The organism is Parapusillimonas sp. JC17, assembly GCF_052180245.1.
Taxonomy (GTDB): Bacteria; Pseudomonadota; Gammaproteobacteria; order Burkholderiales; family Burkholderiaceae_B; genus Parapusillimonas.
The window spans coordinates 1,542,066-1,556,151 of sequence record NZ_CP197474.1 but is presented as its reverse complement, the minus strand read 5'-3'; the positions used below and the strand labels follow the sequence as shown (position 1 = coordinate 1,556,151).

12 protein-coding genes are annotated in these 14,086 nt (G+C 62.1%); 7 read left to right on the top strand and 5 right to left on the bottom strand.

The genetic code is table 11. From position 1 onward, the window contains the following. Positions 1 to 31: 31 nt before the first annotated feature. Positions 32 to 985: a LysR substrate-binding domain-containing protein gene (locus ACSBPU_RS07480; protein WP_442596877.1), complete on the top strand. Its 954-nt coding sequence runs from the start codon at positions 32 to 34 to the stop codon at positions 983 to 985. Positions 986 to 992: 7 nt separating this feature from the next. On the opposite strand, the gene ACSBPU_RS07475 is transcribed toward ACSBPU_RS07480, so the two are convergent. After that, entirely contained in the window at positions 993 to 2,210 is a 1,218-nt protein-coding gene (locus ACSBPU_RS07475; RefSeq protein WP_442596875.1) for an aminotransferase class V-fold PLP-dependent enzyme, read from the bottom strand. Between the two features lie 388 nt (positions 2,211 to 2,598). Here ACSBPU_RS07475 and kynB point away from each other — a divergent pair, with 388 nt between their 5' ends. The 5 genes from kynB to ACSBPU_RS07450 all read left to right on the top strand — a co-directional run bounded on the left by kynB (position 2,599) and on the right by ACSBPU_RS07450 (position 7,807). Next, a complete protein-coding gene (gene kynB / locus ACSBPU_RS07470) occupies positions 2,599 to 3,249 on the top strand; it encodes an arylformamidase (protein WP_442596873.1) in 651 nt (216 codons plus the stop codon). Between the two features lie 13 nt (positions 3,250 to 3,262). Next, positions 3,263 to 4,123: a tryptophan 2,3-dioxygenase gene (gene kynA, locus ACSBPU_RS07465; protein ID WP_442596871.1), complete on the top strand. Its 861-nt coding sequence runs from the start codon at positions 3,263 to 3,265 to the stop codon at positions 4,121 to 4,123. 127 nt (positions 4,124 to 4,250) lie between these two features. Continuing rightward, positions 4,251 to 4,517 (top strand): type B 50S ribosomal protein L31, encoded by a 267-nt coding sequence (locus tag ACSBPU_RS07460; RefSeq protein WP_180067512.1) that lies wholly within the window; start codon positions 4,251 to 4,253, stop codon positions 4,515 to 4,517. Positions 4,518 to 4,649: 132 nt separating this feature from the next. Beyond that, positions 4,650 to 6,365 (top strand): ArnT family glycosyltransferase, encoded by a 1,716-nt coding sequence (locus tag ACSBPU_RS07455; protein ID WP_442596869.1) that lies wholly within the window; start codon positions 4,650 to 4,652, stop codon positions 6,363 to 6,365. Beyond that, complete coding sequence (locus ACSBPU_RS07450) at positions 6,362 to 7,807, top strand: MATE family efflux transporter (protein WP_442596867.1); 1,446 nt, start codon at positions 6,362 to 6,364, stop codon at positions 7,805 to 7,807. Before ACSBPU_RS07455 ends, ACSBPU_RS07450 begins: the two co-directional genes overlap by 4 nt. A gap of 58 nt (positions 7,808 to 7,865) precedes the next feature. On the opposite strand, the gene ACSBPU_RS07445 is transcribed toward ACSBPU_RS07450, so the two are convergent. From ACSBPU_RS07445 to ACSBPU_RS07430, 4 genes are all read right to left on the bottom strand, one after another. Further along, complete coding sequence (locus ACSBPU_RS07445; RefSeq protein ID WP_442596865.1) at positions 7,866 to 9,101, bottom strand: quaternary amine ABC transporter ATP-binding protein; 1,236 nt, start codon at positions 9,099 to 9,101, stop codon at positions 7,866 to 7,868. Continuing rightward, positions 9,098 to 9,955, bottom strand: coding sequence for an ABC transporter permease (locus ACSBPU_RS07440; RefSeq protein ID WP_442596863.1), 858 nt, complete (start codon positions 9,953 to 9,955; stop codon positions 9,098 to 9,100). Before ACSBPU_RS07440 ends, ACSBPU_RS07445 begins: the two co-directional genes overlap by 4 nt. A 114-nt stretch (positions 9,956 to 10,069) precedes the next feature. Further along, positions 10,070 to 11,062: an ABC transporter substrate-binding protein gene (locus tag ACSBPU_RS07435; protein WP_442598267.1), complete on the bottom strand. Its 993-nt coding sequence runs from the start codon at positions 11,060 to 11,062 to the stop codon at positions 10,070 to 10,072. A gap of 420 nt (positions 11,063 to 11,482) precedes the next feature. Further along, entirely contained in the window at positions 11,483 to 12,736 is a 1,254-nt protein-coding gene (locus ACSBPU_RS07430; protein WP_442596861.1) for a class I SAM-dependent methyltransferase, read from the bottom strand. Positions 12,737 to 12,865: 129 nt separating this feature from the next. Here ACSBPU_RS07430 and ACSBPU_RS07425 point away from each other — a divergent pair, with 129 nt between their 5' ends. Continuing rightward, complete coding sequence (locus ACSBPU_RS07425) at positions 12,866 to 14,068, top strand: multidrug effflux MFS transporter (protein ID WP_442596859.1); 1,203 nt, start codon at positions 12,866 to 12,868, stop codon at positions 14,066 to 14,068. The last annotated feature ends 18 nt before the right edge of the window (positions 14,069 to 14,086 follow it).

Sequence of the window (14,086 nt, the reverse complement as noted above, 5' to 3'; positions counted from 1 at the left end):
CGACGACCATCGACTAATTCAGCACACAGCTATGACTGCATCGAATACCAACATTCTTTCCAGGATCCCGTCCCTGCGTTCGCTTCTGGTTTTCAATGCTGCGGCACGGCATCTGAACCAGGTCAGGGCCGCCGAAGAGCTCTGCCTTACCCAGAGCGCGCTGAGCAGGCAGCTGAAAAGCCTGGAAGAGCATCTGGGCGTGCAATTGTTCGAGCGCGGTCCACGCGGGCTGCGCTTCACCCAAGAAGGCGAACTCCTCTACGACTTCACCTCTCGCGCATTCGCTTTGATGGGCGAAGGCATCAACCGGCTGGGAATCACGACAGAGCGCCACACCCTGGTGGTCTCGGTTGCGCGCGGCTTTGCCCAGCGGGTGCTCGCGCCCCGGCTAGGGGAATTCGTATCCGCCCATCCGCAGATCGATCTACACATAGACATCCACCGGTACTACGCCGACCTGGAATCGTCCGGCGCGGACATCTCCATCCGGCTCGGCGTCGGCGACTGGGACGATTACCACTCCGTCAAAATCACGGACGATGCGCTCGTTCCCGTCTGCGCGCCGCCCATCGCCGAACGGATCAAGGGGCGTGAAGACATACCCGACGACATCATCGTGCTTCGCAATCGCGAGCGCGAGTATCTGGATACGTGGATGCTTCACCCCCGCGTACGGCGCATTCCCACCGAAGGCCGCATGTCCTTGAGCTTCAACGATTCGGCCACACTGATCTCCGCGCTCGAAAGCGGGGTCGGCATCGCCGTCAGCCGCTCCTCGCTCGTGTCCGATGCCCTGGAGTCCGGTTCGCTGGTCCGTCCGTTCGAGGGAGAGATCAAGGACGGACTGGACTACTATGCGGTCAGCTCCCGACGCTCAAGACGAAACGCCGTTGTAAGCCTTTTCATGCAGTGGCTCGAAGCCAAGTTCGAATCGAGCTTTTCGGCGGCCACGGTTCGCAAGACAGCGCCTCGCAGCCCGCATTGACGCTTTCTCATGCCGCCTGTTTTTTCTCTTCCCGCAGGAAATCCCTGGTCAGCGCCAGAACACGCTCTATGTCCTCCATGCTGTTGTATAGATGCATGGAGAATCTGAGCATATCCCTGCGCACGGAAAGCTTTACGTCGCGCTCGAGCAAGTATCGGTAAAGACGGCGCAGGCTTTCGATGCTGTCGACGAAAGCCGGGCTTGCCTCGTAATGCCCTACGGAAATGGTCTGGACGATGTGCGGACCCGGCGCGCCGCCGCAAACAGGCAGACCCAGCTCGATCAACCCATTGCCCAGGGCATGAGCCAGCGCCGTCACGTGCTCCTCTATTCTTTTCGTGCCGATCGACGCGATCAGGGCGAGCGACTCTTCGGCCGCGCAGACGCCTGCAAAATTGTAGTTTCCCAGATCGAATCGACGCGCGCCCGGCAGCAGCGAGAATTCCGTGCCGCCGAAGTCGGACTCGTGGGCGTTTGCATTGAAAACGTCAATACCGAAGCGTGCAATATAGGCGGGATCCATACGCTCCGCGATCGCGCGGCGGACATACAGGAAACCCATGCCATACAAAGCCAGAAGGCCTTTCTGGGTGGACACCGCCAATGCGTCGATGCACATTGCCTCCACGTCGGTATGCAATACGCCCACCGATTGCGCTCCGTCAACCAGGAACAGGACGCCGCGTTCCCGGCATGCGCGGCCCAGGCGCTCGACATCGGTGCGAAAACCAGGAATGAAGGACACGCTCGACACCGTGAGCACACGCGTGCGCTCGTCCATCGCGGCGATCAGCTCGTCTATGGGCATCGCGCCGTTCCGGGGCTTGACCAAGCGTACCTCGACGCCCCGGCGCCGCAGGTTCAGCCACAGGTAGATATTGTTCGGATGCTCGAGCTCGGGACACAGCACCACGTTATCGCCGCTTCTCCAATCGATGCCGGCACAGATGATGTTCAGTCCTTCGGAAGTGTTCTTGGTAAAGGTTACCTCGTCCGGATGGGCATTGATCAACTCGGAAAAACGGTTTCGGACGGCCTCGGTCTGCCGGAACAAGGCGTCCTTGTCGACTCGCCCGTATACGCAATCGTCGAGATAGCGCGTCACCGCCGCCTGGACGTCGGCGGAAAGCGGAGCCCGACCTCCAAGATCGAGGTATGTGCATGCCTTCATGACGGGAAATTTTTGCCGAATGACAGCGCTTTCGGCCTGTGTCAAAGTTTTCATGGGAGAGAATCAAGAGGGTTGTCGGTGCCGGGACGACACTGCGCCGACCTCCCGGCACCGCCTGAAAGGTTCGTCTGTGGGCCAGCGCATGTTCTGAAAGATGATAGGAGGGAGTCCGGCGGCAGGCAATTGAGAAGGCATCCACTGGCTATGAGCGAAACGCATACCTGTGCGGGACGGGGTCGAGCTGATCGTGGGGTCGGACTGATCGTGGGGTCAGACCCCGTACGGGGTCTGACCCCGTGCATGGTCGGCCCGTCCTTCAATCGGACCGGGGTCAGACCCCATGCGGGGTCTGACCCCCTTCAAGCCGGCCTGGGGTCCCCTCAAAAACCGCTGACATTTTTCATCTAGATAGTATAAGCTTCAAGCAAAATGGAGTACCGTCATGCAACAGCTATGGGATATATCGCCCCCGGTGTCGGCCGCCTCGCCGGTGTTTCCGGGGGACACGCCCTATCGCCAGTCCTGGAGCGCTGAAATCGGCCCGCAATGCCCTGTCAATGTCAGTGCCATCACCTTGTCGCCCCACGTCGGTGCGCATGCCGACGCGCCGCTGCACTACAGCACCGAAGGGACGAGCGCCGGCCGCATGGGGCTCGCGCCCTTTCTGGGGCCGTGCCGCGTCATACACGCCATGCACGGCGGGCCGCTGATACGCATACAGGATCTCGATCCCTTTATGGACGGCGCACCACCCCGCATACTGGTACGCACCGCTCAACGAGCGCAGACCGAGCGCTGGGATGACCGGTTCGCCGCCTACGCGCCTGAAACCGTCGAATACCTAGCGCAACGAGGCGTCATGCTGATCGGGCTCGACACGCCCAGCATAGACCCTGCCGACAGCAAGGTCCTTCCCAGCCATCACACCATCTTGAAGCATGATATGCGGGTTCTCGAGAACCTGGTGCTGGATGCCGTCGACGCCGGCGATTACGAGCTGATTGCGCTGCCGCTTGCGCTGGTGGACGCCGATGCCAGTCCCGTGCGCGCAGTGCTGCGCAGCCTGCCACCCTACTTCCGATCAAAACCATGAAGAGCACGACACGATGAACCCCCAACCGACCGACGCCCCGCAAGGCGAATCCATCGTCCACGACGAAAAAGCGCAGCTCGATTTTTCGCGCGACATGAGCTACGGCGACTATCTGCATCTGGATCAGGTTCTGGATGCGCAACGGCCGCTCTCGCCCGAACACAACGAAATGCTGTTCATCATCCAGCATCAGACCAGCGAACTCTGGATGAAACTGATGCTGCACGAGCTGCGTGCCGCCATGGGCAATCTAGCCGCGGATCGTCTTCAGCCCTGTTTCAAGATGCTGGCGCGCGTCAGCAAGATCATGGAGCAGTTGGTCCACGCCTGGGACGTCCTGGCCACCATGACACCTCCCGAATATTCTGCGCTGCGGCCCTATCTGGCGCAATCCAGCGGCTTTCAAAGCTTCCAGTACCGCCAGATAGAATTCTCGCTCGGCAACAAGAACGCGGCCATGCTCAAGCCGCATGCCCATAACGCCGCGCGGCTGGCGCAGGTCCGGCAGGCCTATGAATCTCCATCGCTTTACGATGAGTCCCTGCGCGCGCTGCATCGGCAGGGGCTGGCCATTCCCGCCGAGTACCTGCAACGCGACTGGACGCAACCGTATGCCGCAAGCGCCCAGGTGGAAGAGGCCTGGCTCGAGGTCTATCGCAATCCGGAACGTTACTGGGACCTGTATCAACTAGGAGAAAAACTGACCGACCTCGAAGACGCCTTCCGTCTGTGGCGGTTCCGCCACGTCACCACCGTCGAGCGCATCATCGGATTCAAGCGCGGCACGGGTGGAACATCCGGGGTGTCCTACCTGCGCAAGATGCTGGATATCGTGCTTTTCCCGGAGCTGTGGCGCTTGCGCACAGACCTTTAGCGCGCTAAAATCATCGGCTACCCAGGATACGTGGCAATTTTCCTTTGGGCGCGCAAGCGCAATTAAGGAGAACACCTATTAGTGCACAATTGCTGGCGACCCGACTTTTCAAACATAGGACTTAATCATGAAAGAAGGCATCCACCCCGAATACCGCGAAGTGGTATTCCTGGATCAGCAAACCGGCACGAAGTTCATTTCGCGTTCCACGCTGCACAGCCGCGAAACCATCGAGCTTGACGGCAAGACTTATCCCTTGTTCAAGTGCGACGTGACCTCGGAATCGCACCCCTTCTATACCGGCGCGCAAACCCGCATCGTCGAGACCGGCCGCGTCGAGAAGTTCCGCGCCCGCTTCGCACGCACCGCCGGCACCACGCGCAAGGCGTCGTAAGCTTCGCGCTTACCTCAGCGGTCACGAAAGGCAGCCTTTTGGCTGCCTTTTTAATTTAAGATAGCCCCTGTCTTCATTCCAATAGCGCATTCCGTGTCTTCCAGCGACTCCTTATCCACGCCAGCCCGCCTGATGGCCACAGCCACTGTGAAGCTGCCACGGCTCCTACTGGTTTCAGTCGGACTGGTCTACATACTGGCCGGCCTTTTCTTTCGAGATCCCTGGAAAACCGATGACGTGGTCGGCCTGGCCACCATGCTCACCGCCTTGCGCGACGGCGGCGACGCCATGCTCCTGCCCCAGATCGGCGTACTGGCCCATGCCCAGGACGGCCCGCTGACCACCTGGGTCGGCGCCTTCTTCATCTGGGCGTTCGCACCTTTCATCGAACTGTTCACCAACCGCCCCGACGCGGCCATCATCGCCTCCCGCCTGCCCAATTTCCTGTGGTTCGGGATACTGACGGCATCGATCTGGTACGGGACTTACCTGCTGGGACGGCGCCCGGAACCCCAGCCGCTGGCCCTGCCCTTCGGCGGCGAGCCCACCGTGCGCGATTACGGCCGCATGATCGCCGACGCAGCCTTGATGCTCATCGTCGCAACCGTCGGAATCGTCTGGCGCATGCATGAAACATCCGAGGTCCCGGCCCTCATCGCCTTCCAGGCCCTGGCCTTCTATTCGGTGGCGCGCATGCTGGACCACCCCGCGTCGGGCTCGATCACGCTGGGGTTCGCGCTGGGCGCGGCATTCCTGACCCGGGGCTGGATCGGCGCCCTGCCCATCATGCTGGCCGTCCCCTGCATCTTCCTGCCGCGCAATTGCCTGTGGCGCCAAAAGCACTGGCTGCTTCTTAGCGCGGGAATCTGCATTGCGCTGATCCTGGCCTGGTGGATACCCGCCAAACTCGCGAACGGGTACTGGATACAAAGCTGGGTGGTCTGGAATACCTCTTCTTTCGTCTGGCCGCAGTATCGGGAAGTGCTCAGCACGCTGCGCGACCTGCCCTGGTTCCTGTGGCCGACATGGCCGCTTGCCCTGCTGGCCGTATGGCGCTGGCGCGCCTGGCTCACGGCGCCCCATATCTGGATACCCTTGATGCTCACGGCATGGCCGCTGATCACCATGCTGTTCCTGGCCGATGCCTTCGAGCCCGAATACAGCCTGATGGCCGTACCCGCCGCCGTGCTGGCCGCATTCTCGCTGCCCACCTTGCGCCGCGGCGTGGTGAATTCGCTGGACTGGTTCGCCGTCATGTGTTTTTCGCTTACGACGGCAACGGTGTGGCTGGGCTGGATCGCCTTGCAGACGGGCTGGCCGGAACAGATCTCGCACAACATCGCGCGCCAGACCCGCGGTTATGACGTATTCATATCATGGCCGGCCACCTTCATCGCGGCACTGGGCACGCTGGCCTGGATCGCGCTGGTGCGCTGGCGCCTGCACTCCAAGCCGGCGGGCCTGTGGCGCGGCACGGTGCTCTCCGCCGGCGGCCTGATCGTCACCTGGCTGCTGCTCGTCACACTATGGATGCCGGCGCTCGACTATGTGCGCAGCTACCGCGGCGTTTCGGCCCAGCTTGCCGCGGCGCTCGAAACATACAGGAAACCGGGCGAATGCGTGCGCGCGCTCGCCGTCGGCACGGGACAACGCGCTTCCTTCCTGGTTTTCAACGACATCGACTTCAGCTACGAGTCCCACTGCACGCTGGTCGTGCAGCAAACCACCGCGCATCACATCGCCATCGGGGCGGCAGCCTATTCGGACTCCGCAACCGTCCTCTGGGAAGGCAGGCGCGGCGCAGACCGGCATGAAGTCTTCCGCCTGCTTCGCATCGGGAATCCATGACAGCATCCCGCAGCGCAAGACCAACGCCCGGACGCTATATCAAAGACATCCTCGCCCAAGCCTGGCCGGTGCTGGTCAGCTCGTGGGCAAGCGTGATCTTCGGCGTGATCGACACGGCGATGGCCGGCCACGCCAGCGCGGCCGACCTGCAGGCCATGGCATTGGGCGCTTCCATCTACATCACCGTCTTCGTGGGCCTGATGGGCGTCGTGCATGCGCTCATTCCCATCATTGCGCAACACTTCGGGGCCGGGCGCCATGCCGAAGTGGGCGAAGCCTGGGGCCAGGGCGTATGGCTTTCGATGGGGCTGTCCCTGGTGGGCGCCGCCGCGATGCTGTTCCCCGACATCTGGCTGCAGTTCTCCGGCGATGTGGCGCCGGAGGTGCGCTCGGGGGTCACCTGGTACTTGCGCGCCCTCATCCTGGCGTTGCCCGCGACACTCGCTTTTCGCTGCATCTATGCGATGGGCACGGCGGTATCACGGCCCAAGACGGTCATGGCCATCAACCTGGCCAGCGTCGCCTTCAAGATTGTCTTCAACTGGATTTTCATCTTCGGCAAGTTCGGCATGCCGGCCCTGGGAGCCGCCGGAGCGGGCCTGTCGACCGCCATCGTCGGCTGGCTCAGCCTGGCCGCCGGCCTGTGGGCGATTTCCCACGATTCCTATTACCAGCGTTTCAGGCCGCGCCTGGGCCGCCTGCAATGGATACGGCAGAAAGAGCTGCTCCTGTTGGGGATACCGATGGGAGGCTCCTACCTCATCGAGGTCTGCGCCTTTACCTTCATGGCGCTGCTGGTGGCCCGGGAAGGCATGTACGTCAATGGCGGCCACCAGATCATGGCCAGCCTTGCGGCCCTGAGCTACATGGTGCCGATGGCGGTGGGCATTGCATCCGCCTCGCTGACGGCGCAGGCCATCGGCGCCGGCGACATGCGCCGGGCACGCAATATGGGGCGCGCGGGGATCGCCATCGTCGCAGCCGGCGCGCTGGTCACCGCAAGCATATTGATCATCGCGCGCCAGCCCATCCTGGCTTTCTATACCGATGACCTTCAGGTCAGCCTGGTTGCGGCCGCCCTCATGCAGCTGCTGCCCTGGTTCCACCTGGGCGACGCCATGCAGTGCATCAGCTCGTATCTGCTGCGGGCGTACAAGGTGGCCGTCGTGCCGCTGATCCTGCAAGTCGTGGCCCTCACGGGACTGGGACTGGTGGGCGGCTGGTGGCTGGGATTCGGCCCCGCCGCCGGCACGCTCGCGCCCGTGGTCCATGCCATGGCGCCAGGCGCCCCGATCGGCGCCGGGACGATGTGGCTGATGGCCACGCTGGGCCTGAGCCTGTCTTCCATCCTGCTCTTCGGATGGTATGGCCACGTGGTGCGGACGAAGATAGGCGCCGGGCGGCGGCGTGCCAACTCCAGGGGTCAGACCCCGGCGGCATAAACAAGGGGTCAGACCCCGAATGGGGTCTGACCCCCACCCGTACGGGGTCTGACCCCTCCTAGGCGGCATCCAGGCTCGCGGACTCGCTTTCCTCGGCGCCGGCCCCCTCTTCGCGGCCTTCGATCGCGGGGGTGACGAGCTCCACCACCTTGCGGCGCGACAGCATGCCAAGGAACTCGTTGTCCTCGCCCGTCACGGCAAGAGGCTCCGTGCTTCGCAACATCCGGCCCAGGACTTCGTCCAGCCCGGCGTCGGCCGGCACGGAGGCTACGCCTTCGGCATAGATGGCGATGTCCCGGGCGCCGTCGCGCAAGGCCTGCTCGGCCGCTTTGCGGGTGAGTATGCCCGCGAGGCGCTTGCCGTCCAGAACCGGCGTGTAGTCGTACGCCATCCCCGCCATGCGTTCGACCGCGTGGGCCGGGCGGCTGCGCATCGTCAGTGTCAGGGACGGCGTATTGCAGGCGTGGGTCGCATTCAGGACCTTGCTGCGGTTCACATCCTGCAGGAAGGACTGCACGTAGTCATTGGCCGGAGCCAGCAGGATGTCTTCCGGCGTTCCTTCCTGAACCAGCAGGCCGTCCTTCAAGATGGCGATCCTGTTGCCCAGGCGCAGGGCCTCGTCCAGATCGTGCGTGATGAAGACAATGGTCTTGTTCAGCTTCGCCTGCAGCGTCAGCAGCTGGTCCTGCATCTCGCGGCGTATCAGGGGATCCAGCGCCGAGAAAGCTTCATCCATGAGCAGGATTTCGGCATCGGTGGCCAGGGCTCGGGCAAGGCCGACGCGCTGCTGCATGCCGCCGGACAGCTCATGGGGGTATCGGTCCTCGAAGCCCGACAGGCCTACCTGCTCGAGCCAGTGCTGGGCGCGCTGACGGCGCTCGTGACGGCCCAGTCCCTGCACCCTCAGGCCATAGGCCGCGTTCTCGATCACCGTTCGATGCGGAAAGAGGCCAAAGCGCTGGAAAACCATGCTCATCTTCTTTTGCCGGAACTGCTCGAGCTCGGACCTGCCAAAGCTCATGACATCCACGCCGTCGACCAGAATGCTTCCCGCGCTGGGTTCGATCAAGCGATTGAAATGGCGAATGAGCGTCGACTTGCCCGAACCCGACAGCCCCATGATCACGTATATGCTGCCTTCTTCGATGCTCAGGCTGATGTCGCTAAGGCCCAGGACGTGGCCGCTCGCCGCAAGCAGTTCGTCCTTGCCCATGCCTTGCCGCGCCGCCTCCAGCCAGCGGTCCGGCCGCGAACCGAATATCTTGTAGACGTTCTTGACTTCTATTTTGCTCATCCCGCGCTCCTCGTTTGTTGGCGACGGCCGAACTCCTGGGTGATCCGGTCGAAAATGATGGCAATGATGACGATGCCCAGTCCGGCCAGCACGCCGCGGCCCACCTGCAGCCGGTTGATGCCCTGCAGGACCTCGTAGCCCAGGCCCCTGACCCCTATCATGGATGCGATGACCACCATGGCCAGCGCCATCATGGTGGTCTGGTTGATACCGGCCATGATGTTCGGCATGGCCAGCGGCAGTTGCACGCCGAACAATTGCTTGACGCGGTTGGCGCCAAAGGCGCGCGAGGCCTCCAGCACTTCGCTGTCGACCAGCCTTATGCCCAGGTCCGTCAGGCGTATGACCGGCGGTACCGCATAAATGATGGTGGCGATGATGGCGGCCACCTTGCCCAGATTGAACAGCATGACCACGGGGATCAAGTAGACGAAGCTGGGCATCGTCTGCATGACGTCGAGCACGGGCAGCATGATGGAGCGCAGCCATTTGAAGCTGGCCATCAAGATTCCCATCGGTATGCCTATCGCGACGGAAATGGCCACCGCCACGATCATGAGGGACAAAGTCTGCATGGCGGCGTCCCATAAGCCGATGAAGCCGATGGAGCACAGCAAAACGCCGATGAGGGCTGAAAAGCCGATGCGGCGGCTGGCAAGCCAGGCCAGCAGAACCACTGCGGACACGACAAGCCACCAAGGGGACTGCCTGAGCAACTGGTCCATCCAGACCAGAACATCCAGCAGAGGCTGAGTCAGGGCGCGCAGAAGATCCGAATAGTCGGCGACAATACCCCCGACAAACTCATCGATGGGCGCGCGCAGCGCTCGTGGCGCTATGAACTCTGGAAACATAAAGAATACTCCGTAGAACTCGTTGCAATGGCGGACCGATCGTCCGCCATCCAGGGAAAGCGGCGGCCTCGTGCAGAGGCCGTCTTCCACAATGGAAGAAACTTTCCACGAATGCTAAAGAGCAGCCTTTACGCGCTCGGCGACGTCCGCCGGCAGCCAGGACGTCCAGGTCTCGGCCTGATTCTTCAAGAACCATTGGGCCACGTCGGCCGGCTCGGCCTCGTTCTCTTCCATGTAGGCCATGGCCTGGTCCATGACGGGCAATGGCACGGCCACCTTCGCCAGGAAGCCGGTGAGCTTGGGCGCATCCTGGGTGAATTGCGTGCTGACTGCGGTAAACACGGGATTTTCTGGATAGGCGCTGGGCTCGGGATTCGAGCAATTGGGATCGGTCAGGCAAGCGTGCTTCTTCTGGTCATAGGCGGGCAAGTCCAGCTTGACCAAGTCCATCGAACCGACCAGGGGCGTGGGGAACCAGTAATAGAACACCACGTTTTCCTTGCGCTGGTAGGCGGCGGTCAACGCGGCTTTCTGGGTGGCGCCGGTTCCGGGTGAAAACAACGTGAACGTGTCGTCCAGCCCCAGGGCGTTGAAAAGATTGCCGCTGACCACCTCGCAGCCCCAGCCCGCCGGGCAGCCATAAAAGCGGCCTTTCGAAGGCTCTTCCGGATCCTTGAACGCGTCCTTGAACTTGGGAAGATCGGCGGCGCTCTTGAGTTCGGGCAGGCGCTCAGCGGTATAGCGCGGGATGAACCAGGCCTCGCCCCCCATATAGATGTCGCCGATGCGCTTCACCTTGCCTGTCGCCTCGGCCTTGGCCCAGGGCTCGGCGACGCTGTTGAGCCAGATTTCAGTGTTGACGTCGAGATCGCCGCGTTCGAGCGCCGCAAGGGCGGGCAGGGTTTCGACCGGCAGCACCTCCGACTTGCAGCCGTAGCCCTTTTCGGCGATGAAGCGTTCGACTTCGACCAGCACGAGATTGGATTCCCAGTTCATGCCGCCAAACCGGACCGGACGGTCGATTTCACATTGCAGATTCGAGGCGGCCTGCGCCGTGGAAGCGATACCGGGCAGGCCGGTGAAGGCCGCCGCCGCGGCCAAGGCCAGGGCGAGCCGCTTGAAGGACGCAGCGCCGAATACGGACGCGCGAAGTGAAGGGGTTGTGGTTAAAGACAAGATTGCCTCCTTAAGTTACGTGGACGCATCGAAAACCGCGTGATACGCCATGGCTAAGGGGGTGTGCGGAAGACGGTTTACCGCCGATACATACCGACACTAGCGTGATGAGTACGGGGTACTCGTTGACAGCTTATGGAGCCTTGAAAAAGACCCGCCATACGCCAGATTGAATAAAAATGCCGAAACGGCCAAAACGTAAAGTTTGCGGCATTTTACGTGCAGATACGAGAAAATGTAAACCCTGGGGTCTCAGGGGTCAGACCCCATGCGGGGTCTGACCCCGGCGGCATAAACAAGGGGTCAGACCCCGAATAGGGTCTGACCCCCTGCCCGAATGGGGTCTGACCCCTACTTATAAATATAGTCGCGGCGCCAGGGGTAGGCCTGCCTTTCCGGAAAATCGAGTTCGTCGCTTCTACCGCCGGGCCTAGGCTGCGCCAGCACTTGGTGCAGGGCGATCCAGCCATGCTCGAAACCCATGGCGCAGCCGGCCAGGTACATACGGTAGGCGCGCAGCGAGCGTTCGCCCTGTTCGCCCTGCAATGTCTGGCGCGCTTCGGGCAGCCGGGCTTCCAGGGCGTCGCTCCATGCCCATAGGGTGCGGGCATAGTGAGGGCGCAAGTTCTCGATGTCGAGGTCTTCGAGGCCGCCTTCCGCCATGTGTTCGAGCACGTGGCTGATATGCGTGAGTTCACCGCCGGGGAAGATGTATTTCTCGATGAATTCGCCCATTCCCGCGCCCAGTTCCGCGTTGTCGACACCACCCGCCGTGATTCCGTGGTTCAGGATGAGCCCGCCCGGACGCAGCAAGCGGCGCAATTTCGAAAAATAGGCCTCGAGCTGGGCTCTGCCGACATGCTCGAACATGCCCACTGAAGCGATCTTGTCGTACGGAGCGGTTTCATCGAGCTTGCGATAGTCCAGGAGTTCCATGCGCACGCGATTCTGAAGCCCTTTCTCTTGGATGAGCCGGTTGACGTGAGCATGCTGGTTGCGCGACAGCGTGATGCCGGTTGCATCGACGCCGTAGTTCTCGGCCGCCCACAACAGCAGGCCGCCCCAGCCGGCGCCCACATCCAGGAAGCGTTCGCCCGCCTTGAGGTCCAGCTTGCGGCAGATGTGATCCAGCTTGGCTTCCTGTGCTTCGGCGACCGTCATGTCGGGGCGGCGGAAATAAGCGCAGGAATAAACGCGGCGAGGGTCCAGCCACAAGGCGTAGAAATCGTCGGACAGATCGTAGTGGAACTGAATCTGGCGCGCGTCCCGCTCGATGGAGTGCCGCCATACGGATACCAGCCGGCGTATCAGTTCGGTCAGCCGCCCGATCCGAGCGGCATCGATCGGGGAACCGGGCAGGATCGCCGCGGCCAGGCGCATCAGGTCACGCATGGAGCCTTCCACATCGAACTTGCCTTCGACATAGTCTTCGCCCAGCCCGCCCACGTGTCCGGCCGCCAGATGGGCCAATGTGGAGCGATCCTTGATCACCAGCCGGACGGCGGCGTCCGGCTCGCCTACGGTCTGCCCATCGGGCATGACCAACTGCACAGGCAAAGGCAAAGACGCCAACTTGGTTTCAACAACGGATAAGACAGAACTCAATGCCGACTCCCTATATTGAAATGAAGAACAATAAAGATACCGTATTCGAGCGTGCTAAGATCATCACAAATACCGCATAAACATCAATTCGGCAAGCCATGGCGCGCCGCCGGCCCCGCTCCCCGCTGCATGCATCCTCCACCTAGTCATCTCACCACCATTCCATCCTGGCTCATCCTGATGGGGCTGCTGACCGCACTCGGCCCCCTGGCCATCGACATGTACCTGCCCGCGTTCCCGGACATGGTTCTAAGCCTGGGCGCCAGCCAGGGCATGGTGGAGCGCACCCTGCCCAGCTACCTGCTGGGCCTGGCCGCCGCCCAGGTTTTCTATGGCCCGTTCGCCGACCGCTACGGCAGGAAAAAACCGCTGCTGCTCGGCCTTGTCGTATTCACCGTCGCTTCGATCGGATGCAGTCTGACCGACAACATCGAACAGCTGAATATGTGGCGCGTGGCGCAAGCGTTCGGCGGAGCGGCCAGCATGGTCATACCGCGCGCGGTGATTCGGGACAACTTCGACACGCGCGACGCGTCCAAGGCGCTTTCGGTCCTGATGCTGGTAATGGGCGTGACGCCCATTCTGGCACCCATTCTGGGCGCGCAAGTCCTTGCCTTTGGCAGTTGGCGGCATATCTTCGCCATCATGGCACTGTGCAGCACACTGCTGTTCATCAGCGTCATCATCGGCATGCGCGAAACGCTTCCGGCCGAAAAAGCCATACCACTGAGCTTCGCCAATATCGGACGCAACTATCGCGGTTTGCTCGCGCATAAACGCTTCATGTGCTATACGCTTGCCGGCGGCTTCGGCTCGGCCGGCATGTTCGCCTACATCTCGGGTTCGCCACGCGTCTTCATCAATGTCTTCGATGTACATCCGCAGTACTTCGGCTTGTTGTTCGGCGTCAACGCCGCCGCCCTGATCGCCACGTCGCAGATCAGTGCCCGGCTGCTTAACCGCCATGTACCGGAGACCCTGCTCAAGTTTGCGCAAGCCGGCCTGCTGGCTGTCTCCCTGGCGGGTTTCGTCATGACGCTGGCCGGGATTCTTACTTCGCCCTGGCTGATGGCCGCTTTGTTGTGCTTCATGGCGGGTCAGGGATTCGTCAATCCCAATGCCGCGGCCCTGGCGCTGCGCGAACAAGGGCACCGCCTGGGCGTGGCCTCGGCCATGATGGGCACACTGCAGATGCTCTGCGGCGCGGCCGCTGGACTCGGGGTCAGCGCCTGGCAGTCGGACACCGCGCTGCCCCTGACCGGCATCCTGACCTTTTGCGCCTTCCTGTCCTGGCTGTTCGGACGCGCCGCGCTCAAGGCCCCCCAAGTTTGAAATAAAGCAAATGTGAGG